General features: G+C 56.1%; 33 protein-coding genes. 5 read left to right on the top strand and 28 right to left on the bottom strand.

All coding sequences use genetic code 11. The annotated features are described in order from the left end of the window. Positions 1–46: 46 nt before the first annotated feature. The 3 genes from spo0A to ACTQ3V_RS02625 all read right to left on the bottom strand — a co-directional run bounded on the left by spo0A (position 47) and on the right by ACTQ3V_RS02625 (position 3041). The gene (gene spo0A / locus ACTQ3V_RS02635) at positions 47–808 is read right to left on the bottom strand and encodes a sporulation transcription factor Spo0A (RefSeq protein WP_441466131.1); all 762 of its coding nucleotides are present in this window, start codon (positions 806–808) and stop codon (positions 47–49) included. A 154-nt stretch (positions 809–962) separates the two neighbouring features. Then, a complete protein-coding gene (gene spoIVB, locus ACTQ3V_RS02630; protein WP_441466130.1) occupies positions 963–1976 on the bottom strand; it encodes a SpoIVB peptidase in 1014 nt (337 codons plus the stop codon). Between the two features lie 204 nt (positions 1977–2180). Continuing rightward, positions 2181–3041 carry a LysR family transcriptional regulator gene (locus ACTQ3V_RS02625; RefSeq protein WP_441466129.1) on the bottom strand — a complete coding sequence of 287 codons (861 nt, stop codon included), beginning with the start codon at positions 3039–3041 and terminating at the stop codon, positions 2181–2183. Between the two features lie 109 nt (positions 3042–3150). Between ACTQ3V_RS02625 and ACTQ3V_RS02620 the strand changes: the two genes are divergently transcribed. After that, positions 3151–4182, top strand: a complete 1032-nt coding sequence (locus ACTQ3V_RS02620; protein ID WP_441466128.1) for a YeiH family protein — start codon at positions 3151–3153, stop codon at positions 4180–4182. A 72-nt stretch (positions 4183–4254) separates the two neighbouring features. Here the strand turns inward: ACTQ3V_RS02620 and ACTQ3V_RS02615 are convergent, their stop codons facing one another. The 9 genes from ACTQ3V_RS02615 to glyA form a co-directional block, all read right to left on the bottom strand. Then, the gene (locus tag ACTQ3V_RS02615; protein ID WP_441466127.1) at positions 4255–5241 is read right to left on the bottom strand and encodes a P1 family peptidase; all 987 of its coding nucleotides are present in this window, start codon (positions 5239–5241) and stop codon (positions 4255–4257) included. Positions 5242–5300: 59 nt separating this feature from the next. Continuing rightward, on the bottom strand, positions 5301–5960 hold the full coding sequence (locus tag ACTQ3V_RS02610; RefSeq protein ID WP_441466126.1) for an ECF transporter S component: 660 nt from the start codon (positions 5958–5960) through the stop codon (positions 5301–5303). A 69-nt stretch (positions 5961–6029) separates the two neighbouring features. Further along, positions 6030–6800, bottom strand: a complete 771-nt coding sequence (locus ACTQ3V_RS02605; RefSeq protein WP_441466125.1) for a type III pantothenate kinase — start codon at positions 6798–6800, stop codon at positions 6030–6032. Between the two features lie 67 nt (positions 6801–6867). Beyond that, positions 6868–7221, bottom strand: a complete 354-nt coding sequence (locus ACTQ3V_RS02600) for a putative ABC transporter permease (protein ID WP_441466124.1) — start codon at positions 7219–7221, stop codon at positions 6868–6870. Positions 7222–7262: 41 nt separating this feature from the next. After that, the gene (locus ACTQ3V_RS02595) at positions 7263–7715 is read right to left on the bottom strand and encodes a nucleoside 2-deoxyribosyltransferase (RefSeq protein WP_441466123.1); all 453 of its coding nucleotides are present in this window, start codon (positions 7713–7715) and stop codon (positions 7263–7265) included. 17 nt (positions 7716–7732) lie between these two features. Next, positions 7733–8284 (bottom strand): putative ABC transporter permease, encoded by a 552-nt coding sequence (locus ACTQ3V_RS02590; RefSeq protein WP_441466122.1) that lies wholly within the window; start codon positions 8282–8284, stop codon positions 7733–7735. A 126-nt stretch (positions 8285–8410) separates the two neighbouring features. Continuing rightward, positions 8411–9538 (bottom strand): acyltransferase, encoded by a 1128-nt coding sequence (locus tag ACTQ3V_RS02585; protein ID WP_441466121.1) that lies wholly within the window; start codon positions 9536–9538, stop codon positions 8411–8413. A 28-nt stretch (positions 9539–9566) separates the two neighbouring features. Next, complete coding sequence (locus tag ACTQ3V_RS02580) at positions 9567–10898, bottom strand: glucose-6-phosphate isomerase (RefSeq protein ID WP_441466120.1); 1332 nt, start codon at positions 10896–10898, stop codon at positions 9567–9569. A gap of 204 nt (positions 10899–11102) precedes the next feature. Beyond that, on the bottom strand, positions 11103–12347 hold the full coding sequence (gene glyA, locus ACTQ3V_RS02575; RefSeq protein WP_441466119.1) for a serine hydroxymethyltransferase: 1245 nt from the start codon (positions 12345–12347) through the stop codon (positions 11103–11105). A gap of 201 nt (positions 12348–12548) precedes the next feature. Between glyA and nth the strand changes: the two genes are divergently transcribed. Then, on the top strand, positions 12549–13187 hold the full coding sequence (nth, locus tag ACTQ3V_RS02570) for an endonuclease III (protein ID WP_441466118.1): 639 nt from the start codon (positions 12549–12551) through the stop codon (positions 13185–13187). Between the two features lie 60 nt (positions 13188–13247). Here nth and ACTQ3V_RS02565 read toward each other — a convergent pair whose 3' ends face one another. After that, positions 13248–14090 carry a type III pantothenate kinase gene (locus ACTQ3V_RS02565; RefSeq protein WP_441466117.1) on the bottom strand — a complete coding sequence of 281 codons (843 nt, stop codon included), beginning with the start codon at positions 14088–14090 and terminating at the stop codon, positions 13248–13250. A gap of 11 nt (positions 14091–14101) precedes the next feature. Then, positions 14102–14617, bottom strand: a complete 516-nt coding sequence (locus ACTQ3V_RS02560) for a metallophosphoesterase (RefSeq protein WP_441466116.1) — start codon at positions 14615–14617, stop codon at positions 14102–14104. Between the two features lie 132 nt (positions 14618–14749). Between ACTQ3V_RS02560 and ACTQ3V_RS02555 the strand changes: the two genes are divergently transcribed. From ACTQ3V_RS02555 to ACTQ3V_RS02545, 3 genes are read left to right on the top strand one after another with little or no spacing between them, the layout of a single operon-like run. Further along, a complete protein-coding gene (locus ACTQ3V_RS02555; protein ID WP_441466115.1) occupies positions 14750–15019 on the top strand; it encodes a hypothetical protein in 270 nt (89 codons plus the stop codon). A gap of 12 nt (positions 15020–15031) precedes the next feature. Then, positions 15032–15418: a hypothetical protein gene (locus tag ACTQ3V_RS02550; RefSeq protein WP_441466114.1), complete on the top strand. Its 387-nt coding sequence runs from the start codon at positions 15032–15034 to the stop codon at positions 15416–15418. Between the two features lie 22 nt (positions 15419–15440). Beyond that, positions 15441–15707, top strand: coding sequence for a hypothetical protein (locus ACTQ3V_RS02545; protein ID WP_441466113.1), 267 nt, complete (start codon positions 15441–15443; stop codon positions 15705–15707). Positions 15708–15738: 31 nt separating this feature from the next. Here ACTQ3V_RS02545 and rsmA read toward each other — a convergent pair whose 3' ends face one another. The 14 genes from rsmA to ACTQ3V_RS02475 all read right to left on the bottom strand — a co-directional run bounded on the left by rsmA (position 15739) and on the right by ACTQ3V_RS02475 (position 25743). Continuing rightward, complete coding sequence (gene rsmA, locus ACTQ3V_RS02540; protein WP_441466112.1) at positions 15739–16620, bottom strand: 16S rRNA (adenine(1518)-N(6)/adenine(1519)-N(6))-dimethyltransferase RsmA; 882 nt, start codon at positions 16618–16620, stop codon at positions 15739–15741. A 108-nt stretch (positions 16621–16728) separates the two neighbouring features. After that, positions 16729–17256 (bottom strand): ribosome hibernation-promoting factor, HPF/YfiA family, encoded by a 528-nt coding sequence (gene hpf / locus ACTQ3V_RS02535; RefSeq protein WP_441466111.1) that lies wholly within the window; start codon positions 17254–17256, stop codon positions 16729–16731. Between the two features lie 173 nt (positions 17257–17429). After that, positions 17430–18272: a fumarate hydratase gene (locus ACTQ3V_RS02530; RefSeq protein ID WP_441466141.1), complete on the bottom strand. Its 843-nt coding sequence runs from the start codon at positions 18270–18272 to the stop codon at positions 17430–17432. Next, positions 18272–19441, bottom strand: coding sequence for an amidohydrolase (locus ACTQ3V_RS02525; protein ID WP_441466110.1), 1170 nt, complete (start codon positions 19439–19441; stop codon positions 18272–18274). The genes ACTQ3V_RS02530 and ACTQ3V_RS02525 overlap by 1 nt, the downstream gene beginning before the upstream one ends. Before the next feature lie 216 nt (positions 19442–19657). Continuing rightward, positions 19658–20194, bottom strand: coding sequence for a S1 RNA-binding domain-containing protein (locus ACTQ3V_RS02520; RefSeq protein WP_502918984.1), 537 nt, complete (start codon positions 20192–20194; stop codon positions 19658–19660). Beyond that, positions 20148–20429: an FtsB family cell division protein gene (locus tag ACTQ3V_RS02515; protein WP_441363059.1), complete on the bottom strand. Its 282-nt coding sequence runs from the start codon at positions 20427–20429 to the stop codon at positions 20148–20150. Before ACTQ3V_RS02515 ends, ACTQ3V_RS02520 begins: the two co-directional genes overlap by 47 nt. Before the next feature lie 47 nt (positions 20430–20476). Continuing rightward, complete coding sequence (yabQ, locus tag ACTQ3V_RS02510) at positions 20477–20935, bottom strand: spore cortex biosynthesis protein YabQ (RefSeq protein WP_441466108.1); 459 nt, start codon at positions 20933–20935, stop codon at positions 20477–20479. Positions 20936–20941: 6 nt separating this feature from the next. After that, positions 20942–21226, bottom strand: a complete 285-nt coding sequence (gene yabP, locus ACTQ3V_RS02505; RefSeq protein WP_441466107.1) for a sporulation protein YabP — start codon at positions 21224–21226, stop codon at positions 20942–20944. Between the two features lie 74 nt (positions 21227–21300). Continuing rightward, positions 21301–21543 (bottom strand): RNA-binding S4 domain-containing protein, encoded by a 243-nt coding sequence (locus ACTQ3V_RS02500; RefSeq protein WP_297274375.1) that lies wholly within the window; start codon positions 21541–21543, stop codon positions 21301–21303. A gap of 1 nt (position 21544) precedes the next feature. Continuing rightward, the gene (locus ACTQ3V_RS02495) at positions 21545–21823 is read right to left on the bottom strand and encodes an HU family DNA-binding protein (RefSeq protein ID WP_441466106.1); all 279 of its coding nucleotides are present in this window, start codon (positions 21821–21823) and stop codon (positions 21545–21547) included. Between the two features lie 17 nt (positions 21824–21840). Then, complete coding sequence (mazG, locus tag ACTQ3V_RS02490) at positions 21841–22632, bottom strand: nucleoside triphosphate pyrophosphohydrolase (RefSeq protein WP_441466105.1); 792 nt, start codon at positions 22630–22632, stop codon at positions 21841–21843. Positions 22633–22648: 16 nt separating this feature from the next. Continuing rightward, positions 22649–24274 (bottom strand): putative polysaccharide biosynthesis protein, encoded by a 1626-nt coding sequence (locus ACTQ3V_RS02485; protein WP_441466104.1) that lies wholly within the window; start codon positions 24272–24274, stop codon positions 22649–22651. Positions 24275–24336: 62 nt separating this feature from the next. Then, entirely contained in the window at positions 24337–24729 is a 393-nt protein-coding gene (locus ACTQ3V_RS02480) for a hypothetical protein (protein ID WP_441466103.1), read from the bottom strand. Positions 24730–24819: 90 nt separating this feature from the next. After that, on the bottom strand, positions 24820–25743 hold the full coding sequence (locus ACTQ3V_RS02475) for a uridine kinase family protein (protein ID WP_441466102.1): 924 nt from the start codon (positions 25741–25743) through the stop codon (positions 24820–24822). Positions 25744–25752: the final 9 nt, after the last annotated feature.

Below are 25752 nucleotides of genomic sequence, written 5' to 3'. Positions count from 1 at the left end.
AAATAAGGGACGGAGCATTTCGCCCCGTCCCCTGCTCATTTGTTGCTTATGCGCCGAACCGCATTTGCAGCCGCAGCCGGTCTGCAATCATAGAGATAAATTCGGAATTGGTTGGTTTTCCTTTGACACCCGATACAGTATAGCCGAAATAGCTTTGCAGCGTTTCGATATCGCCGCGATCCCATGCCACCTCAATGGCATGACGGATAGCCCGTTCCACACGTGAAGAAGTGGTTTTGAATTTCTTTGCAATCGAGGGATACAATACCTTGGTTATCGCGCTCACTGCTTCCATATCGTTTACCGCCATCATAATCGCCTCGCGCAGATACTGATAGCCCTTGATATGCGCCGGTACGCCGACCTGATGGATTACCTCAGTCACACGCACCTCGAGCGCTTTTCCTTCCCCCGACGGGGCTTCCTCCTGTTTTCCCTCGCGCCACAGGCGAATGCGTTCACACACCCGCTCGGCGTCCATCGGCTTTCGCAAAAACATATCCACGCCCAGCGCGGTACATTCCGCACCGGCCTGCGGGCTGGCAAAGGCAGAAAGCACTACCACCGCCGTTTTATTCTGTTCCTGCGACCGCAGTCGGCTGATCACCGAAATACCGTCCATCACCGGCAGCACCAAATCGATGATGAGCAAATCCGGCTTCAGCTCTTGCACTGCCGCAAGGGCCTTTCCGCCGTCCTCCGCTATTCCGACCAATTCCATATCATCGGTCTTCTCCAATGCCGCTGCCATGCGTGCACAAAATTCGCTGTCGTCGTCCGCGAGCAATACCCGGATTTTTTGTTCCATGTTGTCAATACCAGCTTTCCGAAAAATAGTCGTGTCTCTTTCTTGTCATTAATTTACCATATAATCCCAAATTGTTCAAGAAAAATCTCGAAAACCGGCGTAATTTTTGCTCGACATGATTCGACAAAATTCGACATATTACGATTTTTTCAGATTAGTTTTCCATTTCCTCAATCATCCGTTCGATGCCAATTGCATAGCCACAGGTTGGATCATTGACCAAAACATGGGTCACTGCGCCAATCAGCTTGCCGTTTTGCAGAACCGGCGAACCTGACATACCCTGCACAATGCCACCGGTCTTTTCCAGCAGTTCCGGGTCGGTTACGCGCAGCATCATGCCGCGGCCATATTCGTCATCCTCGGGATAAATTTTCACCACCTGCACAGAATACTTTTCGACCGCATCACCTTCCACATTGGTCAGAATTTCCGCGTCTCCCACCTCGATTTCATCTGCCGAGGCCACCGGAACGGACTCCAGCGATGCGTAAATCGAGCTGTCGGTCAATGTGCCGAAAATACCGCTTTCTGTGTTTTCATCCACGGTACCGATTGCATTGTCCGAAACGAACTCACCTTGCAGCGCACCCGGTTCACCGGCTTGGCCCCGCTGCACCGAGCCAACCGATGACTGAATCAAACTGCCGTCCCGCAGTGGAATCAGCACGCCTGTTTCACCGTCGCAGATGCCATGTCCCAGCGATCCATACGCACCGGTTTCCGGATCGACATAGGTCAGTGTGCCGATACCGGCCATGCCGTCGCGTGCAAGCACGCCGATGCGGTACACACCGCCCTGATCCGCGCACGGCGTTACGGTCACTGTGCGGCTGCTGCCGTCACTTTCAAGCGTCAGCTCCACCGGTTGCCCACCGGAAAGCGCGATCTGCTTTTGCAGATCATCGTTGGCGTTGATTTCCGCTCCGTTGACCCCGACGATCAAGTCACCTTCCTGCACACCCGCATCCCGTGCAGGACAGACCGCTCCGTCCACCGTCTGCACATCATCCAGTCGCACGACCAGCACGCCCTCGGCGCTCATCTGAATGCCGACCGTGTGACCGATTGGTATGAGGGAAGAAATCTCGGCTGCCTGCGCCGAAACCATCATCGCAAGGGTCAAAATCAAGGAAATTGCGATTTTTTTTTCATTTCTTTGCTGCATTTTTTCACCTCCGCGTTTACTATGCCACCAACAAACCGTAAAAACGCCTGTGAACCTTTGCTAATCTCACTGTTTTTTTGGCTACGCGAAGAGACTTTGGTGGTGGTAAGTTTTTCTCTGGCACAAAAACGGCGGTTTCTCCGCATGTTCTTGGAGAAAACCTCCGTTTTTTAAAAAAATTACCAAATCCGGTTGCTGCGTGCTTTACTCCATCCACTCCGACCACGCTTCGGCGAACTGATTGTCCTTGAGACAGACAAAATGAAACGCACCGCTTAAATCCTCGCCTTCCAGCGTGAACTGTGCCAGTGTTCCCGCTTCCAGTTCACGCTGCACCACAGCGGCATATAGAAAAGAGACGCCCACGCCCTCCTGAACCAGCGTCTTTATCATCGAAAAATCACTGATACAGGCAAGATTGGGGAAGCTGCGCAGCGTCCGGCTGCGGCGACGCAATGCCTGCTCGAACACTGCGCGCGTACCCGACCCCGCCTCACGCACCAGCAGCCGTTCCTTCAGGAGTTCTTCCAGCGATACCGCCCGACCGGCAAAGCGGTGCGACGGCGCACATACGCCCAGAAACGCCTCGCGCCGATACATCTTTGCCGCATATTTTTCCTGATCGAAAAAGCCTTCCACCAATGCAAAATCCAGTTGTCCGCCCTCCAGTTCGCGCAGCAGAATCTGTGTGTTTTCCACCAACAGAGAAAAGCGGGCATCCGGATGGGTATGTAAAAACCGCTGTACCTGCGGGGCAATCACATATTCTCCGATGGTTTTGGTCGCGCCCACCCGCAACGACACCGCAGCCGGACTCGACATACATTCCTCCACCTTATCGCTGTTGTATGCCAACGAACGCGCAAGTTCCCGCAGACGCAAGCCGGCTTCCGTCAGGCGAAGCGTTTTGCCCTCATAGGAAAACAGGCGATTGCCGTAGTGCTCCTCCAAAAAATGAATATGATGCGTCACAGCGGGCTGTGTAATGCACAATCGCTCCGCCGCACGGGTGTAATTCATGGTTTCGCACAGCACCAGAAAAGTATGCAGTCTTGTATCGAGCATATAATCACCTATAAGTACAATTTATGGTAATATTAAAATTCTTCATTTTATTTTATCGTAGAGCTGTATTATAATCAAGAAAAAAGAGAAAGAAAAGAAGGAAAACGCCATGCAATTTATCAAACAAAACGGTCCCGGTCTGCTGCTCTGCCTCATTATCGCCCTGCCTTGCTGGTATCTGGGACAGTTGTTCCCCGTCATCGGCGGTCCGGTGTTCGCCATTGTCGTCGGCATGATTATCACGCTGCTCTGGAAAAATCAGGCCAGCTTTGCCGACGGCATCACGTTTACCTCCAAGAAAATCCTGCAATATGCCGTCATTCTGCTTGGTTTCGGCCTCAACCTGTCCGAGATTGCCAAGGTCGGTGCGTTGTCGCTGCCTATCATCTGCTCCACCATTGCCACCTCGCTAATCATTGCCTTTGTTCTGTACCGATTGATGAAAATTCCGGCGCATATCTCCACACTGGTCGGCGTCGGCTCGTCCATTTGCGGCGGTTCAGCCATCGCGGCCACTGCGCCGGTTATCGGCGCGGACGATGAGGAAATCGCACAGGCAATTTCGGTTATCTTTCTGTTCAATGTGCTGGCCGCACTGCTTTTCCCCTCGTTTGGCAGCGCAATCGGCCTGACCAACGACGGCTTCGGTCTGTTTGCCGGCACAGCCATCAACGATACCTCCTCGGTCACCGCGGCCGCCTCCACTTGGGACACGCTGCACGGCACACGGGGCGCGGTGCTGGCCTATGCGACCATCGTCAAGCTGACCCGTACACTGGCGATTATCCCCATCACACTTGTGCTTGCCTTCTGGCAGGTGCGACAGGCCAAGCGCAGCAACGGGACACGCCGCGGCAGCTTTTCCCTCAAAAAGATTTTCCCCTTCTTCATCCTGTTCTTTGTGCTCGCTTCCATCATCACCACGGTTGCCACGATGAACGGTGTGGACGCGGCCGTGTTCACCCCTTTCAAATCGCTCTCCAAGTTCTTTATCATCATGGCTATGACGGCCATCGGTCTGCACACCAATATCATCAAGCTGGTGCGCACCGGCGGCAAGCCGATTCTGATGGGCTTCTGCTGCTGGGTTGGCATCACTGGCGTCAGCCTCGGCATGCAGCACCTGCTGGGCCTGCTTTGATTGGGACTTGGCAAAACAAAACGGCGGTTTGTCCGAACCAAATCGGGCAAACCGCCGTTTTCTATTATCTGCTCAAACCGTGCCGAGCGTTTGCGCACAAGGCAAACCAAAGCCATCACCTGCCGCGCGCACACCGCAGCCAATTGCCTTGGCCATCACATAGGACGCAAGTGTGCCCACCGCATTGAGGTCAGCTTTCTCATAACCGACCGAACATGCGTAAATCGAGTCCCCGTCCGCCGTGGTGTGCACCGGGCGAATGGCGCGTGCAAAGCCGTTGTGCGCCATCGAGGCCACGCGTGTCAGTTCCGCCTTGCTGAAAGCCGCATTGGTCACAATCGCGCCAATCGTAGTATTGGTCGCGGTTTTTTTATTGGCAGAAAACGGATTGCGCGCGGTTTCGATGCCCGCGTACATCTGCTCCTCTGTCAAGCGCAGGCCGCGCCCGTCCTCCGTGCGCAAACCGGCAATCTGCTTGCCGGTATCCACATCAAAGATATCGCCCAGTGCATTAACCACTACAATCGCGCCCACGCGAATGGCACCTGCCTGTACGGCGTACGCGCCGATGCCGCTCTTCATCGCATAGGGCGCGCCGCAGAACTTACCGACCGTCGCACCCATGCCGCCGCCCACACAGCCCAGCATCAGCTCCGTGCGCGAAGCCTGCTCACACGCGCGATACGCCATCGCGCCGTCCGGCCGGATCGTCTTATCCCCGACGGCAAGGTCAAAAATGCACGACTGCGCAACCAGTGGCACGGGGGTAATGCCAGTGTCAAAGCCGATGCCGCGCTCTTCGAGAAAGCGCATCACACCGCTCGCGGCATCCAGCCCAAAGGCCGACCCGCCCGACAGCACCAGTGCGTGCAGCCCCGCTGCATCCGCCACCGGCGCAAGCAGCGGCGTTTCACGGCTCGCCGGACCGCCGCCGCGAATATCTACCCCTGTAGGAGCGCACTCGTCAAATAGCAATACGGTCACGCCTGTGCCGGCCTGCTCATCCTGCGCCTGGCCGACCCGAAACCCGCCGACCTGCATAAAATCAATCTGCTGCATATCGTTCCTCCTGTGAAAAAAAGCTGCAAAAGATGCAGCTTTTTTCATTCTATCTTCTATCAAGCCGCTCCTTGCTGCGCACTTTTTGCACCGCGCCGGCCAAAAATGCCAATGAGCACCTTGCCAATGGCAAGCGTCAATACCGCAGCGATCAGCGCCTCGGGCACACCGTTGACAGCAACCACGCCCATAATGACCTTGAGCAGCAGATCATAGCTCTGACCGCCCGCCGCCGCATACTGCTCGCCAAACAACAGATAAATCAGACCCATAACGCCGATTGTGTTGACCATCGAGCCGATGAACCCCGCCACCGGCAGCGCCAATGCCTGCTTGTCATGCGAGACACGCATGATAAACCGGAATACCAGACCTGCAATCACACCGATCAGCACGCGCGGGACAATGGCCACAATCAGGCTGGTCCAGTTTCCGGAAAACTCGGGGCTGAAGCTGTAAAACGGGGTGAACACAAACGAAGTCAGGTTTGGCGTAATTGTTGCGCGAATGACGCTTGTCACGCCAAACACCGCACCGAGTACACCGCCCATTTTGGGCCCCAGCAGGCATGCGCCCAGGATGACCGGAATGTGCATAGTTGTCGCATTCATAAAGCCAAGCGGTATGTAGCCCAGCGGCGTGAATGCCAGCACCAGTTCGAGCGCCACCAGCAATGCCATCTGCGCCAGCAGCCTTACATCTGTCTTTTGTTGTTTCATATTCTGTTTTCCTCCTGCTCCCGTCCCGCCCTTATCGTCGGGTACAGGGCTTATTTTTGTCAATACGCCTCAGGAACGATTCCGCTTCCAAATCTGGTGCAGTCCGTCCAGCAACAGATTTTTGTCGTACTCGCACCGGGCATGCAGATACGGCAGCACCAGCGGTGCACTATCGCCCGTAACCACCACATGCGGTGTCTGCTCCAATGCTTCCGCGAAGCGACTGACCATACCGTCCACCATGGCGGCTGCACCGTAGACCGCGCCCACGCGCATCGCGTCAACCGTGTTGCGCGCCAGAACGCCCTCGTTTTTGGCTTCGAGCGCCACCGAAGGCAGCTGCGCCGCCTGCTCACGCAGGGCTTCCACGCTCAGCCGCACACCTGCGGTAATGGCGGAACCTACCAGTGCGCCCGCCGCATCGAGTACCGTGAAGGTTGTCGCCGTGCCCAGACATACCACCACGCAAGGCAGCTTGCCCTTGGCACGCGCTGCCACAGCGGCCGCCACGCGGTCCGAACCAACCTGACGCGGCTGCTCCGAGCGGATGTTCAGGCCGGTTTTCACTCCGCTGGACACCTCAATGACATCGGTCACGCCCAACAGGCGCAATGCGTCCTCCAGCACGGATACCATGCCCGGCACCACCGAGCTGAGCACCGCGCCGTGAATGTGTCCGGACGGCACCCCATACAGGTCAAAAACCTGCCGCAGCTTGCAGGCATAATCATCCCCGGTCTGCTTCGGTTCAGTCGCGATGGAAGCGGCAAAAATTTGCGCGTCTTCCTCATAGCCGCCCAGCAAAACGTGGCTGTTTCCCGCATTGACTGCAATCAGCATGGTGCATCTCCTTTTCCGGCGTATTGCCACCGCTATTATACGCCCGCAACACACCGCTTGGCAAGCATTATTTGGGCAGCATGACAGGCGCGGCCAGCAATGTCCAAAGCGCTGCATACTTCGGGCAGATTTGGCCTTGAATATTGCCTTTTTCCTGCGAGTAGTCCCACACATCCATGTGATAGACGCGGTTAACCGTACAACCGACCACATACTCTGCCGCCGTGATGCACGCCGCGCCGCACAGGCAGCGCGCAAGCGGCTTCTCCTCGCGCACGTGGCCACGCAACCGATGCAGTCCGACCAGTACTGCGCCGCCGGTCAGCGCCATTGTCCAGTGGGTATGCCCGCGCCAAAGTATCTCGACGAGCGAATAACCGCCCGCGCCCAACAAAAAAAGTCCCGCTGTTTGTCCTTTCATTACAAATCACCGGAACTTATTCTGCCTGTTTGGTTGTCATTTTATGCCTGCTCGGCGCGGCAAACCGCAAGCGCTGCGGCAAAATCGCCCTCGACAATATGTGTGCTGCACGACAGCATCAAATTGAGCGGCAGGCCGAAATCCTCGACCGAGAAGCCGTTTTCGTCCCGCTCACCCAGCTTTTCTCGCAGGCTGCGCACATCCGACACATAACCGCATACCGTTTTGCCTTTGGCAACGGCGTAGCCAACCTCAAAACAGGTGCCACTGTCCGGCTCCGCCCCGCGGAATGGGTTAAGGTTGGCGATAACGATATCCGCGCTGTCGATCAGCGCGCAGTTGCCTGCAAAAATCTCCTGCGCCGTATCCGCTTCGTTGTCAAAAGGATACAGGCCGACAAATCCTTTTTCCGCACACATCATCTTCATTTTCGCACCGCGCTGCTTAGCGTCCGGCGCAAACACATCAAAGCCCGCAAGATAAATCTTTTTCAATTGGGTTCTCCTTTTCTTCAGCGCAGCGCACGGCTCACGCAATCCACCACGAACAGCACGAACAGCACCGCAAACACGGCCTTCCGCCACCTTTTATCCAGCCGTTCCATCCCCTTTTCGAGCAGCGGCTGCAAGCCGTACAGGATAATCATACCACCCACGCCGAAACGCAAGCTGGCCGACAGACAGATGCGCCCCTGCCACTGGATGGTGTAACGTGTATAATCCCATAACCAGCCGCCGGTTGTCCACTCGAGTAGGTAGCTGGCAATCAGCTCCACCACGGTCGTCAGTACGACCACCGCGAAAAACACCACAACCGGCATGACATTCACTCTGCCAATGCGCAGAGGCTTGCGCGACAACGACCGCAGGCAGCCCAGAATCAACAGTGCCCCGATACCGTATACCGGCAGATACGGCCCGAACAGGAAGCCGCGATTGGAAAATCCCCATCGGTATACCACGACCTCCAGAAACACCTCGTATATCCATCCCAGCGCCGAATACACCCAGAAATACAGAAAACCTATCTGAAAGCGTTCGATGCCCGTCTCAGTCTTCTCCATTGCCGTAATCCTCTCCCCTCTGCCAACCTGTCTATCCATCGTATCAGCAGTATACCATACTTTGGCGCCAAGGGAAAGCATACACAGCAAAAGCGGCCGCACAAAGCGACCGCTTTTCTCTTGGAATTATGTTTTTGCCGGGCCGCGCATCCGTCGTATCCCACGGCGCGCCATTGCTACCAGACTGTCCACCGCCCAAGCGATGAGTACCGCGCCCACAATTGTGCACACAGTCAGCACCGCGTAAAAGATATAGCGGTTCATTTCGGGCCAGCGCTCCAGCAAAAATCGCGAACACCGAGTGAGCACCAGCACGTGTGCCAGATACGCCTCATAGGAATGTCGCCCCACAAAGCCGCATATTCGCTGCACCGCACGCCAACGCACCAGCCAATCTGCCACGCCGTATATAAACAGAATGGTCACCATGGTCATCACCGCATAGACGGGTGAAAAATAGCTGACGCAGTTAAAATTGACTGCCCCCTCCTGATACACCGCACGCACACTCAACCACATTGCATAGCCTATCGCGCCGGCACATATCAATCCGGCCGGCAGCAGCAACCTACGCGCCCACGCGGCAAAGGCATCCGGAAACAAGCCGCACAGTGCACCCAACGCAAAATAGCCCGTCCACAGCAGAAAGCCGCGTGTGCGCCAAGTGACAAGTATCTGATACGCCAAGCCATCGCTCGGACGAAAAGCAAGCAGCAGCAGCCATATGCCCAGCAGCACAGCGGATACCACAACCATCCTCCACCGGGTCGTGCAGCACCGCCGCAGGCCGTTCCGCGCGGCGAAAAACAGCGGCACCAATACGACGAACTGTAAAATCATCGTCACATACCAGAGGTGATAACTCGCGTCTCCATAAACCATGCCGCGCGCCACACCGCGCAGCGTCACCGGCTTTTCCGCATACCACAGATACACCGCTGTCCATATTGCATAGGGCAACACCAGCTGCCGCACGCGCTTTGCCAGATACGACATATACCGCGGCGGTTCCCGATAAACATAAAACAGCGCCGCGCCGAACAGCATGACAAACAGCGGTACGGCAAAACGAAGCGGCTCAAACGAAGCGGCAATCATCACCTTTTCGTTCGAGCCAATGTCATACCGACGCGCGTACGCCCCCAAAATATGCTGTACCGCTACCGCCGCAAACGCGGCGGTACGCAGTACATCCCATGACGGCACATGCGGCCTGCGCGCAGCAGCAGCCGCGCCGTCTTTTGTCTGTGTCATTCGAGCGAACCTAAATGGGCCCTTCCTTTTACAGGCGGGCTTCCAGTTCGCGGCGGCGCTCCTCAAAGCCCGGCTTACCGAGCAGCGCGAACATGTTCTTCTTATACGCCTCAACGCCCGGCTGATTGAACGGGTTGACACCGAGCAAATACCCCGAGATGCCGCAGGCCTTCTCAAAGAAGTAAACCAGATAGCCGAAGTGCCATGCGTCGGCCTTGTCGATCTCCACGATGATATTCGGCGTGCCACCGTCCATATGCGCCATCAGTGTGCCCTGATACGCCTTGGAGTTGACAAACTGCACGCTCTTACCCGCCAGATAGTTCAGGCCGTCGATATCCTCGGCTGTTTCCTCGATATAGCTCTCCGAGCGCGGCTCCTTGACCCATACCACAGTCTCGAACATGCTGCGGGCGCCGTCCTGAATGAACTGACCAATGGAGTGCAGGTCGGTCGAGAAGTTGGCAGAGGTCGCGAACAGGCCCTTGTGGTCCTTACCCTCGGACTCATCAAACAACTGCTTGAACCACTCCCCGAGCATGACGAGCGACGGCTCGTAATTGACGAGAATCTCCATTGTCTTGCCCTTCTGGTGCAGGATGTTGCGCAGCGCGGCATACTTGGCGCAGTCGTGCTCGGTGCCTTCCGCAAACGCCTTGCGCGCTTCAGCCGCACCGGTCATAGCTGCATCAATGTCCAAGCCGGCCGCCGCCATCGGCAGCAGGCCAACCGCCGTCAGCACGGAGAAACGGCCGCCGACATCGTCCGGCACGACAAAGGTCTCATAGCCCTCATCGTCCGCGAGCTTTTTGAGCGCGCCGCGCGCCTTGTCGGTGGTTGCAAAGATGCGCTCCTTTGCGCCTTCCTTGCCGTACTTCTCCTCAATGAGCTTTTTGAAGATGCGGAACGCGATAGCCGGCTCGGTCGTCGTGCCCGATTTGGAGATAACGTTGATGCAGAAATCGCGGTCCCCAATGATTTTGATGACATCATTGAGGTAGGAGGACGAGATATTGCTGCCGACAAAATAAACCTCCGGAATGCCTTCCGGGCGCACGCCGTTATACATCTGGCCGTTGACAAACTCAATTGCGGCACGCGCACCCAAATAAGAGCCGCCGATACCAATAACAACCAGTACATCGCAGGTCTGCTGAATCTTCTTGGCCGCCTGCTTGATGCGGGCAAACTCTTCCTTGTCATATGCTTCAGGCAGGTCTACCCAGCCCAAAAAATCATTGCCGGCACCGCTTCTGTTGTGCAGGGTATCCTGCGCTGCCTTCACCAGCGGCACCATGCAGGCCAGTTCCTCTTCGCCCACAAAGCCCTGTAATCCTGTCAGTTTTAATTCCATCGACATAGTTTCATTTCCCCTTCATTCATATTCTCAAAATCACTTTATCGACTTACAGAGACGCTTTTATTAGTATACCATATTTTTGCAAAAGCGCAAGGTTGTTGTCGATTTCCTACAACAACTTCACTTTAACAGCACTAAACGCAGCGCTATTTTTTACTTCTGTGAGATGATAAAAGCCGCTCCTCAAGCGGGAGCGGCTTTGGCTCAGCGGTAAATCGGGAATTTCGCGCAGATATCGCACACATTATGACGGATTTCTTCCGCCTTGTTGTCGAAATCGGTCGCTGTCTGCCAGATAAACTCCGCAATATGCAGCATTTCCGGCTCACCGAAACCGCGCGAAGTAACCGCAGGCGTGCCCACACGCTGGCCGGAGGTGACGAACGGGCTTTCCGGATCGTTCGGAATCGCGTTCTTGTTGGCAGTAATATACACCTCGTCCAGACGGTGCTGCAGTTCCTTGCCGGTAATACCGGCCTTGCGCAGGTCAATCAGAATCAGGTGGTTATCCGTGCCGCCGGAAACCAGATCAAAGCCCTGATCCAGCAGCGCCTTTGCCAGCACACGCGCGTTGGTGATAACCTGCTGCTGATACGCCTTAAACTCAGGCTTGAGCGCCTCGCCGAAGCAAACTGCCTTAGCCGCAATCACATGCTCGAGCGGGCCGCCCTGTGTGCCCGGGAAGATGGCCTTGTTAAACTTCTTGCCCAATTCCTCGTTGTTAGACAGGATAACGCCGCCACGGGGGCCGCGCAGCGTCTTGTGCGTGGTGGTGGTGACTACGTCGGCATAAGGCAACGGATTCATGTGCAGCCCAGCCGCAACCAGACCCGCGATATGCGCCATATCCACAAACAGATACGCGCCGACTTCATGCGCTATCTCCGCAAACTTGGCAAAATCGATGGCGCGCGGATACGCGGACGCACCTGCAATAATCATCTTGGGCTTTTCCTTTTTGGCCAGATCACGCAGCGCATCGTAATCGATATTACCGTTTTTATCCACACCATAGGGAATGATGTTGTACAGCAGACCGGACTGATTGACCGGCGAACCGTGAGTCAGGTGACCACCATTATCCAGGCTCATGCCCAGCACGGTATCACCCGGCTGGCACAGGGCCTGATACACCGCCATATTGGCCTGTGCGCCCGAGTGGGGCTGCACATTGGCGTACTTTGCGCCAAATACTTCACACACACGTTTGATGGCCAGATTCTCGACCTCATCGACACATTCGCAGCCGCCGTAATAGCGCTTGCCCGGATAGCCTTCCGCATATTTGTTGGTAAGCACCGAACACATTGCCGCCATGACCGCTTCGCTGACAATATTCTCAGACGCGATCAGCTCAATGTTTCGAGCCTGACGGTCATACTCTGCCTGTATCATACGCCCCAACTCGGGATCATACGCCTTTACAAATTCCATTGCCTCGCGTACCATTTTTCAACCTCCAAAACGTGTGATTTTATTCTGCTATTTAATTAAACCACATTTTAACCTTTGATGCTATTGGCAAACAGATAGATTTTCCTCCCGCTTGTCCGCGCATTATGTTGAAAATGTTAAATCGAACAACATCTCTTGCAATCTCCTCCAGATATGTTATGATAGTATCATATACGCTGTCAGGAGAGGATTCCCATGACCAAAAAAGAACGCGCCCGCGCGGTGACCGAGCTTTTGCGTGAGGTCTATCCCGAGGCTATATGCGCGCTGCATTATACCCATGATTACGAGCTGCTGTTCGCTACCCGGCTGTCCGCCCAATGCACGGATGCGCGCGTCAATATTGTAACTGAAACACTGTTTGAGCAGTTCCCCACGCTGGAAAGCTATGCGGAGGCTCCGGAAGAGGCCATTGCAGAGGCCATCAAAACCTGCGGTCTGTTCCGCACCAAGGCGCGTGACCTCAAGGCCTGTGCCATCATGCTGCTGAGCGAATACGACGGCAAAGTGCCGGATAACATGGAGGATTTGCTCAAGCTTCCGGGCGTCGGTCGTAAGACAGCCAATCTGATTCTCGGAGATATTTTCGGCAGGCCTGCCATCGTGACCGACACCCACTGCATCCGCCTGTCCAACCGGCTGGGCTTTGTCAAAAATGAAAAGGATCCTGTCAAAGTGGAAAATGCGCTGCGCAAGCTGATTGACCCGGCTGAGTCCTCGGACTTCTGCCACCGTCTGGTGTTATTTGGCCGCGAGCACTGCACCGCACGCAATCCCAAGTGCGAAAACTGCCCGCTTGGCGCAGTCTGTCCTTCTTATCCTATCACAAAATAATCCATTCAATGCAAAAACGACGCAGGTAGCCTGCGTCGTTTTTTTGTATGTCCGATTGCTTTATTTGGTATCCCAACCGTTTTCCTCGGTCGCTTCCAGCAGACAGGTTTCGCTGTTCAGCCCGCGTCCCTCAAACACCGGACGGTTGTTTTCATAAATCAACCGCAATCCCTCCAGCGTCAGGTTGGGATCGACTTCGTCAATCAGATCGCAATACTCTGCCATCATGCGGCCCATTCCGCCCGTGGCAATGACACGCGCATTGCCGCCCAGCTCCTGCTGAATGTCCGTGATGATACCGGACAAGGCTCCAACATAGCCGCGCACCGCGCCCGACTGCATGGACTGCACCGTGGTTTTACCGATAGCACGCTCCGGCCGCTCAATATCCACGCGCGGCAGTTTGGACGTCTTGAGAAACAGCGCTTCCATCGCCACCTTGATCCCCGGGAAAATCGCACCGCCCTGATACGTACCCTTTTCGTCTATCGCGTCAAATGTGGTGGCCGTACCGATGTCAACAATCACCAGTGGCTTGCCGTATTTACGCATCGCGGACACCGCGTTCACCAGCCGGTCTATACCAACCTCACGCGGGTTTGCATAGCAGTTTTCAACGCCGATGTCCACATCCCGCCCCGCGATGACCGGCTGTACCCACAGATACTTGCGAATCGCGTTGATGAGCGTATACATCACCGGCGGCACAACCGACGCGATGATCACCGCGCGCGTTTCCTTGCGATCAATACCGTGAAAGTGGTAATACTGCGAAATCTGCATGCCCAGCTCATCCGAGGTACGCTCGGCATTGGTCGAAATACGGAATGTTCCGCGCAGCTTTTCCCCCTCATATAATCCAAACACCATATTTGTGTTGCCTACGTCAATTGCCAAAAGCATTTCTTTTCCCCTTACCATCCAATTTTCTCACGCCGCAGCAGTTTACCGTCCTCATCGACCAGTTCGAGCAGCCGCGGCTGTCCATTTTCCACTGTCAGCCGACCATAGCCCGCCGTACCGCCGCGCGGCAGACTGATACTGCCCGGATTGCAGACCAGCACGCCATTGACGCGCTCCAGATACATGCGATGCGTATGTCCGAAAAAAGCAAGGGAGCAACCTTCCTCCCGCGCACGCTGCGCCACCAGCTTGCCCTCACGCATATAGACCTGCTCCCGATGCCCATGTGTCAGGAAGATACGCACGCCATCCGGTGCTACCACGGCATGCTCAGGCGCTTCCCGGTCAAAACAATCATTGTTGCCACGTACCGCGCACACCGTCAGTCGAGGAAACACGCTTTCCAACTCGCGCGCGTCATCCGTATGGTCGCCCAGATGCAGCACCAGATCCGGCGCCTCCCGTTCGACCGCGCAGGCCATGCTTACATTGTATCCATGTGAATCTGTAAAAATCAGTATCTTCAAGGCTCTGCCTCCCTTCCGGCGACACAGCAGTATTTTACAACGGGATTGCGCGCTTGTAAACCCTCTCCCTCACATTTTTCCATTGCACCGCATATACTGGCAATAAACGAGGCATGGAAAGGGATGGGAACAATGCCCAATCAAGATGAAATTCTCCGCCGCATTGCAGAGCAGGCCGGAAAAACCGATGCGCTCGCGCAGCTGCAAGCCGCACTGCGCACACCGGACGGACAGAAAGCCGCCCGGATCATCTCCGACCGGCATGCCGCCGATCTGGAGCGTGCCGCACAGGCCGCCCAACGCGGCGACATGGGAGAGGCCGCCCGTTTGGCGCGGCAGCTGATGCAGACCGAAGAAGGCGCCAGCCTTGCCGCACAGCTCAAAAAAATCTTCGGAAAATAAGGAGGCTCTGCTATGGATAACGATATGCTGTCCTCCCTGCTGAGCGACCCGGAAGCACTGCAAAACGCGATGAAAACCGTCTCCGGCATGTTGGGCGGTGCGGAGCAATCCGCACCGTCCTCCGCCAACGAGTACGACCCGACCGCCGAGTGGATGCAGCGGGCGCTGCCTGTATTCGGCGCGATCGTCCAGAGTGGACAGAGCGCGGTCAGACAGGAGAAGCGCGCCCTATTGGGCGCGCTCAAACCCTTCGTCACTGACGAGGTTGCAGGCCAGTTCGACCACGCCATGCGCTTGGTCAGCATGGCTCGTATGGCGCGCGCCGCACTCGGCCAGTTCGGTCAGCTGAGCCGTGCGGACGGCACTTCGCCATCCGATGACGGCACACGAGCGCTTTAAAGCAAAAGGAGGGGAACCGTCTTTGTACAACCGCTATCTGACCGAAGCTGCGCCCAGTGCGCCGCTACATAACGAAACCGTATCGCACCATCCGCCGCAGAGCGGGCAAGCCGACTCCGCGCTGGCGGAGCTGTCGCGCGGCCTGTCCAGCCGTCTGCAAAACATCCGGCTGGACACCGATACCATCATCGCGCTGGTTATCGTTTGGTTTCTTCTCTCCGATGACGGCGGCGAAGTGGACTGGGAACAGCTCATCCTCATTGGTGTGCTGCTTCTTCTGGGGATCTGACCGATGTGTCAGATCCCTTTTTCTTCGTGTGTCATTGCGTTTCTTGCTGCGTTTTCAGGCGTTCTGCCGCTGCATCCGTCAGCCGTGCAAAATCCGCAAGGCTCAGCCGTTCACCGCGCACGCGCGTATCCAGCCCAACCGATTCAATGAGCGCTGTAATACCATCCTTGCCCAGCGCACCGCCGAGCACCGGACCGAGCGCGTTGACCAATGTCTTTCGACGCATATTGAACGCCGCCCGCACCAGCGCAAAGAACAGCTTTTCATCCTGCGTCTCGACCGCGGGCTGCGGCAGCGGGGTCAACTGCAACACCGCGGAGTCCACCTTGGGCCGCGGCACAAAGCAGTCTGCCGGCACATCAAACAAAATCTCCGCCGCGGCATGATACTGCACATAGATGGAAAAGGCCGAGTACGCCGCCGTCCCGGGCGCGGCGCAGATGCGCTGCGCGACCTCTTTCTGCACCATGACCGTAATCTTATCAAACGCGCGGCTTTCGAGCAGCGCGGTAATTGCGGGCGTGGTGATATAATACGGCAGGTTGGCGCATGCGACCGTGTGCGCGTCCCCGAATTTTTCCGCGCACAGCGCGGCGAGGTCGAGCGCAAGCACATCGCCCTGCACGACCTCAAAATTATCGAACTCCGCCAGGGTTTCATCCAGCACGGGCAGCAACGCGCGGTCCAGTTCGACCGCGACAACCCGCTCGGCCGTGCGGCACAATTCCGCCGTCAAACAGCCCATGCCCGGGCCGACCTCGACCACATTCCCGGCTTGCGCCGCGCCGCTTTTCGCGGCAATGCGCTGCGGCACCGTGACATCGGTCAGAAAATTCTGACCGAGCGATTTGGAAAAGTGAAATCCGTGCTTTGCAAGAACCGCACGGATTACATCAATATCACAAAGGTTCATAGCTTCCTTTCCTCAGAAAAGGCCGGCGGCAGAAGTGCCGCCGGCCTTTGTTTTGTTTTCTTGGAAAGCCTGTCCGGATATAACCTGACAGCCCTTCTCCTTACATTTTTATTCCTCGCCTTCAATCAGGCCGTAACCGCCTGCCGCGCGCTTGTAAACGACCGCATGTACGTTGTCGTCATCCGCGTTTCGGAAGAAGTAGAACTGGTGATCCAGCAGATTCATCTGCAAGATTGCCTCGTCCACGCTCATAGGCTTAACGTCAAACCTCTTACGGCGCACGATATCGAAGTCCTCCTCCGACAGCGCCGCCTGCTGCTCGGCCAGCTTATCAAATGCGCCCTCACGCAACCGCTTTTCCAAACGGGTTTTGTGCTTGCGGATCTGGCGCTCGATGCTGCTGATGGCTCCGTCCACGGATGCAAACATGTCGGTCGTGGTTTCCTCCGCGCGCACGACCAATCCGGCCTGACGCACAGTAATTTCCACGGTTTGCTTGCCGCGCAGTTCGCTGAAGGTCAGTGTGGTGTCGGAATCTTGATGGAAATACCGATCCAGCTTTTCAACCTTGCGCAGCGCGTATTGCCGCAGATCGTCGTCAATTTTCATCTTTCTCTCGACGATGGTGAACTTCATAACATCATCTCCTATCGGGCGGAAAGCCCAAGATACTTTGGCGTTGCCGTCCGCCGATGGCAACGGTCGCCATATGGGGTTTTGCTATATTTAGTATACCACGCCTTCAGGCAAAATGTCCAATCTATTTTGCGCAAATTCATAAATTGTTCAGCAGTTTCCCTAACCGTTCCTCAAATCTCGCCTTCCGCATGGCGTGTGACATGACAGGAGATATTGACCACACACGGCAGGCCCGCAATATGCGTGCCAAACGGCTCAATCGCGCAGGAAAGCGCAGTCACCGTGCCGCCAAGGCCCTGCGGACCGACGCCCGAAGCGTTGACCTTGTCCAGAATCGCCTGCTCCATCTGGGCATACAGCGGGTCGGCGTTGTGCTCACCCACCGGACGCAGCAGCGCACGCTTAGCGAGGAAAGCGGCCTTGTCACTCGTGCCGCCCAACCCCACGCCAATGACAATCGGCGGGCAGGGATTGGAGCCTGCGTTGATACAAGCATCTGAGATAAAGTCCACAATCTGCTCTTTGGTCGCGGCGGGCGTAAACATTTTCATCGCGGTCATGTTTTCCGAACCGAAGCCTTTGGGTGCAACCGTGATGCGCACCTTATCCCCCGGCACGATCGAGGTGTACAGCACGCAGGGCGTGTTATCGTTCGTATTCTCGCGGCGCAGCGGGTCGCCCACCACCGACAGGCGCAGATAGCCGTCAATATAGCCGCGGCGCACGCCCTCTGTCACCGCGTCCTCAAATGCACCGCCTGTCAGATGCACATCCTGCCCGACCTCAGCAAACACAATTGCCATACCAGTATCCTGACAGACCGGCACGTCGTTTGCGCGCGCCAAATCACAGTTTGCAATCATCTCACCGAAAATCTCCTTGCCCAGCGGCGACTGCTCGGCCTTCTGCCCGTCCACAAACGCCTGCCGCAAGTCGGCGGGCAGATAATAATTTGCGTCGATGCACAGCTGCCGCACCAGCTTTGTCACTTCCGAAACGTCAATCGTTCTCATCATGTCCTCCTGTATTCCAGTACACCGTTTATCCAAACAGCCTGCACCTGAGCCGTAAAATCCAGCGGGTCTCCGCTCCACAGTACGCAGTCCGCATCCATACCAACCTGCAAGCCGCCGATACGGCTCGACAAGCCCGCAATCTGTGCCGGCACCGAAGTGACCGCGCGCAGCGCCTCGGTTTTGTCCATTCCGGCGCGCACGGCAAGCAGCAGAGCCATCGGCAGCAGCCGCAGCGGAATTTCCGGATGGTCTACCGTAATCGCGGTCGGAATTCCCGCGCGGGCAAGCATACCCGGCGCCGCGTCGGTCAGATTGCGCAATTCCGGTTTGGAGCGGTCGGTCATGTATGGCCCGCTCACCACCGGCACGCCTTCCTCTGCCAGCAAATCAGCCACCAGATGGGCCTCCGTGCCATGCACGATGACCGGCTTGATGCCGAATTCCTTTGCAATACGCAGCGCGGTGAAAATATCATCCGCACGATGCGCATGGAAATGCGCCTCAATCTTGCCCCACAGCATCGGCAGTAATGCTTCCAGCTTGATATCGTAATCCGGCCCCTCGTCCTCCGGGTCGCTCTCGGCGCGTTCTCGCCGCGCCAGATACTCCTTTGCCTTATAAAGCTGTTCGCGGATGAGCGCAGCAGTCGCCATGCGGGTGACCGGACTTTCATCCTTATCGTGATAAACCGACTTGGGGTTTTCCCCCAACGCAAACTTGATGGCAAGCGGCGCTTTGAGCACCATATCGTCCACCCGGCGTCCCGCAGTCTTGAGAAGGGCGATCTGCCCGCCGATGGGGTTGGCGCTGCCCGGGCTGACTGCAACCGCGGTCACGCCCGCCTCGACCGCCTCACGGAAACCGCGATCCATCGGGTTGATACCGTCGATGACGCGCAGATGCGGTGTGACGGGATCGGTGTCTTCGTTACCGTCCGCCCCCTCAAAGCCCAATCCGTCCTCATACAAGCCAAGGTGGGAATGGATGTCGATAAGACCGGGCGTGAGCACACCGCCCGCGCCGTCGATCACCTGCTCGCAATCCGGCGGCATCTGCGTGCCTGTGGCGGCGATTTTTCTGTCCTCTATCAGCACCCAGCCGGAAAAGCGCGTGTCCGACTGATCCATCGTCCAAACGGTTACGTTTTTAATCAACAGTTGTTTCATGAAAACCTCTTTAAAAAAGCATTGACATATATGGTAAAATATGGTATATTAATCATGGCAGTTGAAAAGCTGCCATGCACCGTTCATATCTTTATCCCCACAATCCTACTTTTGGCGCTCTTCCGCAAGGAAGGGCGCATTTTTTATGATATTGCGCAAAATCTGTCGGATACCGTATAATAAAAACAAAACCGAGGTCACCCTCGGTTTTTCTGTTTATCTGCGTCTACGCGAACCATTCTTACGGTCGGTCGCATGACGGACATCCGCCTGACGGCTTTCGCTGTCCGACATAAACGCCTTTAGTTTATCCTCAAAACTCATCGTCGCAGGGTCCTTGGGCTGCTGTGCCGCACGTCCCCGCGGTGCAGCGGAACGCTGCTGAAAACGCGGCTGACGGGCCGCAAAGCCGCCTGACCGCTCCGGGTGCTGCTCCTGTGGCTGCGCTTTCTTAATCGAAAGGTTGATGCGTCCGGCCTGATCGATATTGATGATCTTGACCTTAACCGTCTGCCCTTCCTGCAGAAAATCCTTGATGTCGTTGACAAAGCTGGACGCAACCTCAGAGATATGCACCATGCCCGACTTGCCCTCCGGCAACGCAACGAACGCGCCGAATTTGGTAATGCCGGTTACCTTGCCTTCTACAATCGTTCCCACTGCCAAATCCATATAAGTTTTTTTGCCTCCGTTAATCTTTTCCCTTTTACCGGCTGGAGGTGTCCACAAAAACACGTTCCCCGGGTTCCGCATAGCTCAGTTCAGAACGGGCCAGCTCACCGATATCCTCCTCAGTAATGCCGTTTTGCATTTCCTGCCGCAATAATTCGTTGGCTTCCTGATATTCCTGTACCTGCTGGTTCAGGGAGTCCAGCTCTGCCTGCTTATCCGCAATCTGGGACTGCAGACGAACGATTGTGACCACCGCATAGAGCAGAAACGCCAGCATCGCTATTTTTACCACAACCGGCATTTTCCGCTTCGACACCGTTTTCTCACCTCGTACTGTCTGTCCGCGTCAAACTGATCTGGATTTTATTTTATACCTTTTCCACGAAAAATGGAAGAGGGTTTTTCAAACTTTTTTGCAAAAAATCGGATTTTTCCCACCAGCGGGCTTTGCTGCCAACGCTGTCGGACGGTTCTGCCCAGCCAGCAGAGGCCGGCCACAAAGCGAACCATTCCGTGCAGCACACCCTCCAGCACAGTCAGCACCACACCGCTGAGCAGCTGAAAGTACAAAATAGCGCCGCCTGCCGCGCCGGCCAGTACAAAATAGCGGTTCTGGCCGGTTGCGAACAGCAGATTGAATTCAAACAACGCCAATAGCAGCACCAGCCAGAAAAATGCGTCGCAGACCGCGGTTGCAGCCCAACCGAACCCGAATACCCGTCGGGGAGCGCGCAGCAGGTCGTACACTACGGCAAGGCCGGCGCCAAGCAGAACGCTTTGCAGAAACAGCCGCAGCTGCTCCTGATTGGAAAACACCTCCATACCGCTTCACCCGCCGAACAGTCGTTTGAACCAGCTATCGCGCGGCTGCACGCTGTCATCGTATTCGATTAGCCCTATTTCGCCTTCCACAATCAGCTCGCCTGCCTCCAGCTGCAGCCGCTCGACATGCAGCCCCTGTCCGCGCACCACCACCATGCCGCGCACCGTTTCCAGCAGCACCTGCTCCTCATCAAAACTCTGCACGTCTAAAACGCCGGAAATAGACAGCTTTTCCCTGCCTTCCAAAATGATATTATGCGGCATTTCCCTGTTGCGATCTTCGGATGCCATCAGCCATTCCCTCCCTGCAAAAAAACATCCCGCTCCCTTCATCCTATGAAGGGACGGGATGTTTTAGCACCCAATCAGGAGATCTCCCGATACAGAGCGGCAGCGTCTGCCTTCAGGGCGTGCTCCGCGATGGCGAGCACTTCCACCTTCATGGTGCGCTGGCCGAACGCAATTTCGATGATGTCACCCGTTTTAACCTGATACGAAGCCTTGGCGGGCTTGCCGTTGACCGTGATACGCGCTGCGTCACACGCATCATTGGCCACGGTACGGCGCTTAATCAGGCGGGAAACCTTGAGATATTTATCCAGTCTCACGTTACTTTTTATCCACCTTATCCTTGAGAGTTTTACTGGGCTTAAAGACCGGCGTTATCGCCGCGGCGATTTCGATTTCCTCGCCCGTGCGCGGATTATGTCCTGTGCGCGCGGCACGCTGCTTTGTCTCAAACGATCCAAAACCGCCGAACTGCACCCTATCACCGGACACAAGCGCGTCGCCAATGGCCTCAAAAATCGCATCCATTGTCTTTTCCGTATCCTTTTTAGACAGCCCGGTTCTGTCCGCAACGAGCGTGACAAATTCGCTTTTTTTCATGCGTGTACCTCCGTTTGTCATTCGGTTTCCTTTGCTTTATTCCAAAGTGCATCCAATGCCTCCAGCGGCAAATCGGACAGAGCCTTGTCCTCTGCGCGCGCCTGCCGTTCCATTGAGGCAAAGCGGCTGATGAATTTATCGCAGGTCTTTTCCAGCGCGCGCTCCGGGTCAACCTTCAAATGCCGCGCCACATTGACCACCGCAAACAGCAGATCGCCCAGCTCCTCTTCCGCGTCGCCATTGCCATCCATTGCTTGCTGCAACTCGAGCGTCTCCTCGCCGACCTTATCAAAAGCACCCTGCACGTTTTCCCAGTCAAAGCCGACCTTTGCTGCCTTCTTTTGCAGCTTTTCCGCACGGATGAGACCCGGCAGGCTGCGCGCGACGCTGTCAAGCGCGGAAGTATCGGTCTCCTGATGCTTTTCTACACGCTTAAGCGCATCCCAGTTGCGCAGAATTTCCTCGGACGAGCCGACCTCCACCGAGCCGAAAATGTGCGGATGCCGGAAAATCAACTTTTTGCACACGCCGTCCGCGACGTCTCCGATGTCAAATACGCCCTTTTCCTTCTCCATCTGCGCATGGAACACGACCTGCAGCAGCACGTCGCCCAGCTCTTCCTTCAGATGCTCGGCATCCTGCTCGTCGATGGCCTCACAGACCTCATACGTCTCCTCAATAAAATTGCGGCGGATGGACTGATGGTCCTGCTCCCGGTCCCACATGCAGCCGTCCGGCGCGCGCAGAATTTCCATAATCCGCAGTAAATCTTCAAAATCATACTTCTCTTTTTGCTGAAAATCAACCATTTTTCGCACTTCCCGCTCACTTCAAATGTAATAGATTCGCAATTTTTTCACCCTTTGGCAGCAGCAGCACATCCTCACGCTCTATAGCGCGCAGCATCAGCAACAAGACAACATAGACCGCCGCCGCAACTGCAATTGCAATCAGCGTCACCAGCTTATCCAAAAGCGTGCCGGGAGCGGTATCCAATACCCGCAGCAATACCGTATGACAAATATAGGTTGCCGCCCCCATGCCGATGGTTGCCGCAAGCGGCCGTCCCACTGTTTTACCCAGCGGCGGCAGCGCATGCGACAGCCACCCAATATGGAACAGGTTGAGCAACGCAATCAGCCAGTAGCACACCGCCGTACTGATAGGCGCTCCTAAAATACCAAACTCCGGATTACCGATGAGGTAATAGTCACCCAGCATCTTGACCACCGCACCCAAAAACATGGAAATAAGCGGTAAGTCAATGCGTCCGAACGCCTGCAAAGTGGCGTTGGTCACCGCAACCAGCGCCACCGCCGGCACGGCAACCCCCAGCATCGCCATGAGCGGGCCGCCTTGCTCGGATACGCCCACCGAGTAGAACATGCGCAGGATTGGGCCGGACAGCAATAAGAACCCCACTCCCGCCGGCAGCGTGATAATCATGGTCAAACGCAGCGTTGTTCCCATGGTTTTGGACACCTTGGTGAAATTCTGGGACGCCCGTGCGCTTGCAATAGTGGGCAGTACACTGACCGCCAGCGCCGTGATGAGTGTCTGCGGTAAGTTAAAGAAATTGACTGTACCGGTATAGATGCCGTAAGCGGTGGTTGCCGCCTCGGCCGACATGCCGACTGCCGGGCTTTGCAGCCGCGCAGCAATCAGCGCCACGTCGATAAGGTCGGTCAGGCTCATCACCGCCGAGCTAATTGTAATCGGAATGGAAAGCGAAAGCAGCGTTTTGGCCAGCTCCCGCGTCGGGCGGATTGCATCGCTCAGCAGGTGCACCGGCTCGCTGCGCCGACGGCTGATGCCCGCCTGCACAAGCATATAGCCCGCCGCCACGACCTCGCCCAGCGTGACACCCAGCACGGTCAGCGCTGCGACCACCGCGTCCTCCATACCATGCTGCTTGGCATAATACGCAAGACCCAGACCCGCAAACAGCTTGCCCATCGCCTCGATCACCTGAGAAACCGCGGTGGGCACCATGTTGGCACGCCCCTGATAATATCCGCGGAACACCGATAGGATAGCTACCATCGCAACGCTCGGCGCGATTGCCATAACCGCCAGCTGCGCATCCGGATTCTTAATCCAGCTTGCAAACGTACCCGCGCCGAAAAACAGCACCATCGTTGCCAGCACGCCGACCGGCACAAAAATGCCCGCCGCCACACGCACAATCCGGCGCACCTCGCGCTCACGCCCGCACGCCGTCGCCTCGGCGACCATTTTGGACAGCGCGGCAGGCAGGCCGACCGTCGAGATAATGAGCATCGCCGTATAGATGCGGTACGCCGCGCTGAACAGACCGAACGCCGGAGACTGCTCCCCGCCGATCATGTTCTGCAGCGGAATCTGGAAAAACGCGCCGATTACCTTTACAATCAGGCTCGCAACCATTAAAATGACCGCACCTTGGATAAAATTCTGTTTTTTTCGCTGCAAACGTTACACGCCCTTTGCTTTTTCTTATAGTACCGTATGGCAGGGCGCTCCGAAATATGTGTTCACAGCGCGCCGCCGCAGCCCGAGCAATACGCATCCTCCCGGCTGCATGTTTTGCCGCAGTGCGGGCAGACCACAATTGTGCGCATGCCCGCCAGTTCCTCACGCAAAGAGGCAATCTTTTCCTGTTTTGCGTCTACCGCAGCGATTTTCTCATCCATTTCATCGCTGGAAACCTCGTTGCCGCGGTGCAGCTCGTAAACCATCCGACCGATTTCCTTATAGAGCACCTCACACTCGGTATTAAGGTCAAAAATCTGCAAATTAATACGGGTTGCCCCGGCAAGCTCGGTCGCCTTTTTGCCCGCCGCGTCTGCCGCGCGGCCGGCAGCCTTACCGGTTTTTTCCGCCATCACCTTGATTTTGTCCAGAAACGATTGTACCTTTGCATCCATCACCCATCGCCCCTTTCGCGCGGCCAAAGACCGCCATATTTGGTTTATTATACTTCACACCCTGCCAAAAAGCAAGTTTCAGCGCCCATTTCAGCCGATAAACTCGTGCAGCACCGAGTCCTCCGGAATGAAATCCGCATAATCAATCGGCGCCACCTGCCCCAGCACTGCACCGATCGGCGCAAGATCCGCACCAGCCAATTCCTGTCCATGTTGCTGCAGCCGCAGCATCAAATGCTGCATCAGGATGCAGATCTCATACGGCAAAAACGTATCCACCGTCAGGTTAGCCTGCCCGCGATACGGCGCGATATACAGACGCTCGCCGCGACGCACGGAGTTCCACTGATGCAGGGTTTCTTCAACCGGAGAATTGCGGAATAAGCTATCCCGCATGGCGCGGCGCAAAAAGCGCAGCATATACGGCTCGAGCCGTGGCCCCTCCTCGGGCACAACCGCGCTAGCCACTGACAGGTACACGCCGGTCGCCGCATGCGCCAAATCGCCCATGATGACAGGATTGAAAGAGTGAATTCCCTCGATGAGCACCACCTCGTCCGGATCGAGCCGCAGCGTGCGCGCGTCGGGAATCGAGGTGCGGGTTTCAAACTCAAACCGCGGCAGGCTGATTTCCTGTCCTTCCGCCAGCTGTGCCAAGTGCTGACTCAAAAGCGGCAGGTTCATACACTCCGGGCTTTCCAGATCGGGCACTCCGTTTTCCGGGTCGGGCGGGATTTCATAGGTACCGACCGTACGGTAATAATCGTCCATCGAAATCATCTCCGCGCGAATGCCGTGCGTCTCCAGCGCGCGGGCAATGCGGTCATTGGTTGTGGTCTTGCCTGATGAGGACGGCCCGTTGATCAATACGATTGGCTTTTGCGTGCTATTGCGCGCAATCTCTTCCGCTACAGCGAGTACCTGCGCATGATAATGCTGCTCACATTCATGAATAAAATCCGCTGCCTCATACCGTGCACGGTGATTGATATATTTGAGCGTATATTCCGCCATAACCCGTTC

Source organism: Candidatus Agathobaculum pullicola (assembly GCF_052117205.1).
In the GTDB taxonomy this organism is placed as follows: domain Bacteria; phylum Bacillota; class Clostridia; order Oscillospirales; family Butyricicoccaceae; genus Agathobaculum; species Agathobaculum pullicola.
The sequence above is the reverse complement of the archived record's forward strand: the minus strand, read 5'-3'. Positions and strand labels throughout refer to the sequence as shown.

Excerpts from the sequence above, each read along its gene's own strand:
- ACTQ3V_RS02525 (WP_441466110.1), bottom strand. The coding sequence starts at position 19,441 with ATGAAACAACTGTTGATTAAAAACGTAACCGTTTGGACGATGGATCAG.
- yabP (WP_441466107.1), bottom strand. The coding sequence starts at position 21,226 with ATGGCATCCGAAGATCGCAACAGGGAAATGCCGCATAATATCATTTTG.
- rsmA (WP_441466112.1), bottom strand. The coding sequence starts at position 16,620 with ATGAACCTTTGTGATATTGATGTAATCCGTGCGGTTCTTGCAAAGCAC.
- ACTQ3V_RS02585 (WP_441466121.1), bottom strand. The coding sequence starts at position 9,538 with ATGACACAGACAAAAGACGGCGCGGCTGCTGCTGCGCGCAGGCCGCAT.
- spoIVB (WP_441466130.1), bottom strand. The coding sequence starts at position 1,976 with ATGCAGCAAAGAAATGAAAAAAAAATCGCAATTTCCTTGATTTTGACC.
- yabQ (WP_441466108.1), bottom strand. The coding sequence starts at position 20,935 with ATGGAGGTGTTTTCCAATCAGGAGCAGCTGCGGCTGTTTCTGCAAAGC.
- ACTQ3V_RS02530 (WP_441466141.1), bottom strand. The coding sequence starts at position 18,272 with ATGAGAACGATTGACGTTTCGGAAGTGACAAAGCTGGTGCGGCAGCTG.
- ACTQ3V_RS02555 (WP_441466115.1), top strand. The coding sequence starts at position 14,750 with ATGCCCAATCAAGATGAAATTCTCCGCCGCATTGCAGAGCAGGCCGGA.
- ACTQ3V_RS02565 (WP_441466117.1), bottom strand. The coding sequence starts at position 14,090 with ATGCTTTTGGCAATTGACGTAGGCAACACAAATATGGTGTTTGGATTA.
- ACTQ3V_RS02520 (WP_502918984.1), bottom strand. The coding sequence starts at position 20,194 with ATGCGGAACCCGGGGAACGTGTTTTTGTGGACACCTCCAGCCGGTAAA.
- ACTQ3V_RS02550 (WP_441466114.1), top strand. The coding sequence starts at position 15,032 with ATGGATAACGATATGCTGTCCTCCCTGCTGAGCGACCCGGAAGCACTG.
- ACTQ3V_RS02600 (WP_441466124.1), bottom strand. The coding sequence starts at position 7,221 with ATGAAAGGACAAACAGCGGGACTTTTTTTGTTGGGCGCGGGCGGTTAT.
- mazG (WP_441466105.1), bottom strand. The coding sequence starts at position 22,632 with ATGGTTGATTTTCAGCAAAAAGAGAAGTATGATTTTGAAGATTTACTG.
- hpf (WP_441466111.1), bottom strand. The coding sequence starts at position 17,256 with ATGAAGTTCACCATCGTCGAGAGAAAGATGAAAATTGACGACGATCTG.
- ACTQ3V_RS02480 (WP_441466103.1), bottom strand. The coding sequence starts at position 24,729 with ATGGATGCAAAGGTACAATCGTTTCTGGACAAAATCAAGGTGATGGCG.
- ACTQ3V_RS02590 (WP_441466122.1), bottom strand. The coding sequence starts at position 8,284 with ATGGAGAAGACTGAGACGGGCATCGAACGCTTTCAGATAGGTTTTCTG.
- ACTQ3V_RS02615 (WP_441466127.1), bottom strand. The coding sequence starts at position 5,241 with ATGCAGCAGATTGATTTTATGCAGGTCGGCGGGTTTCGGGTCGGCCAG.
- glyA (WP_441466119.1), bottom strand. The coding sequence starts at position 12,347 with ATGGTACGCGAGGCAATGGAATTTGTAAAGGCGTATGATCCCGAGTTG.
- ACTQ3V_RS02495 (WP_441466106.1), bottom strand. The coding sequence starts at position 21,823 with ATGAAAAAAAGCGAATTTGTCACGCTCGTTGCGGACAGAACCGGGCTG.
- ACTQ3V_RS02625 (WP_441466129.1), bottom strand. The coding sequence starts at position 3,041 with ATGCTCGATACAAGACTGCATACTTTTCTGGTGCTGTGCGAAACCATG.
- ACTQ3V_RS02620 (WP_441466128.1), top strand. The coding sequence starts at position 3,151 with ATGCAATTTATCAAACAAAACGGTCCCGGTCTGCTGCTCTGCCTCATT.
- ACTQ3V_RS02610 (WP_441466126.1), bottom strand. The coding sequence starts at position 5,960 with ATGAAACAACAAAAGACAGATGTAAGGCTGCTGGCGCAGATGGCATTG.
- nth (WP_441466118.1), top strand. The coding sequence starts at position 12,549 with ATGACCAAAAAAGAACGCGCCCGCGCGGTGACCGAGCTTTTGCGTGAG.
- ACTQ3V_RS02605 (WP_441466125.1), bottom strand. The coding sequence starts at position 6,800 with ATGCTGATTGCAGTCAATGCGGGAAACAGCCACGTTTTGCTGGGCGGC.
- spo0A (WP_441466131.1), bottom strand. The coding sequence starts at position 808 with ATGGAACAAAAAATCCGGGTATTGCTCGCGGACGACGACAGCGAATTT.
- ACTQ3V_RS02580 (WP_441466120.1), bottom strand. The coding sequence starts at position 10,898 with ATGTCGATGGAATTAAAACTGACAGGATTACAGGGCTTTGTGGGCGAA.
- ACTQ3V_RS02475 (WP_441466102.1), bottom strand. The coding sequence starts at position 25,743 with ATGGCGGAATATACGCTCAAATATATCAATCACCGTGCACGGTATGAG.